1 protein-coding gene is annotated in these 1,591 nt (G+C 33.9%); it reads left to right on the top strand.

Annotated features, from left to right (window positions below):
• Positions 1 to 472: 472 nt before the first annotated feature.
• On the top strand, positions 473 to 1,591 hold a 1,119-nt coding region (locus QUW60_RS14930), incomplete at its 3' end, for a tetratricopeptide repeat protein (RefSeq protein WP_434736877.1).

Below are 1,591 nucleotides of genomic sequence, written 5' to 3'. Positions count from 1 at the left end.
AATCACTTGATTGTCCGTACTGTCCTGCACGTTTTCGGTTGCAGGCAAATTTTGCCGGCTGTTTCCCCCGCATGCAATAAAAGGAAGAAGCAATGCAGCCATCGCCACTGTCTTCAGTTTTTTCATAGGCTCACACATTTATTAGTTTCACCGCAAATATACCTAAGTTTGCCAAAGATGAAAATTTAAATTCCGCGTAAAGCCAAACTTTAACAATTGAAAAGGATCCTTCACCCACAAAATGCAGGTATTGACTTGAACGAGACAGCAGCAACGCCCAAGCGTTGCACTTCCTGCCTAAGAAGCAGTTTTGATTTCATTCGATAAATTTGTTAAGCATGATTTGGATGTTATACTTTAAAAAGAAATCAGCTTATACAATATGAATTAGATAAAAATGCTCGACAAATGTCCCTAAAAAACATAGTTAAAATTAATATTTTTATACTTTTGCATCGAAAATGATGATTATATGAAACAAATAATATACGCTGTTATAATATTACATTCCATTTTGATAAATTCAGGATGCAACGGAAATAAAACAGCAGACAAACTGATGCCGGAACTTGAACAAGCAGAAAAGGTCATGTTTGACCATCCGGACAGTTCATTGCATATATTGGAAAGTATGGAGATTCCTTCGTCACGAACTGATAAGGAGAACCATGCGCTGTGGTGTCTGCTGACCTCACAGGCAAAGGTAAAACAGCTGATGAAAATCTCTTCCGATTCGCTTGTACGGATAGCATACGATTATTACAAGCCTACAAATAATGCCCGTAGAAAGGCAATGTCGGCCCTCTATATGGGAAACATCAATTACAATTTGGGTCATATAGAAGAAGCAATGAAGTATTATTTGGAAGGTAAATCAGAAGTAGAAAAAACGGAAGATTATAAAACAGGATACCTTATAATGTCTTCTTTAGGAAAGTTATATTTATATCGTAACTTAACAGACTATGCACTGGAATCCTGCACAAAGGCATACGATTATGCTGTCAGAGATTCAAACTTACGGTATCAAATGGGTGCATTACAATATTTAGCCAGATGCTATTGTATCTCAAATAAACTTCCCAAAGCGATAGAGTCCTATCAAAGATGTAGTGCAATAGCAGCAGAGCTTGGACTTAAAAATACGGATTATTATTATGACATTCAACGTGAAATAGCTTTAGTGTATACGAATAGTCATAAAATAGAAAAATCTTTGAGTATTTTGCAGTCATTTCCAATAGAATATCGTCCATTCTCATTAATAGGCAAGAACTATTTTCATTTAGGCAAATTGGATTCAGCTTTTTATTATCTAAATAAAGCATTGAATACTGATAATATTTATACAAAGGCATCTATTTATGAATATTTATATAGATTAAGTGAGAACCCTAAATACAACCAATACCTGAAAACTTATTGTGACTCATTATTGTTTTATAATGACTCTATTATTGCTATAGATAAAGGAAAACAAATCATAGCCTATAAAGAAAAGTATAATAATGAAAAATTAATTACAGAAAAACAAAAGTTGGAGTTGGAGAAAGCTAATATCACCTATTGGTGGATGTTTACTGTAGTAATA

This window comes from Bacteroides gallinaceum (assembly GCF_030373775.1).
GTDB classification, from domain to species: Bacteria; Bacteroidota; Bacteroidia; order Bacteroidales; family Bacteroidaceae; genus Phocaeicola; species Phocaeicola excrementipullorum.
This window is presented reverse-complemented; position numbering and strand designations above follow the sequence as displayed.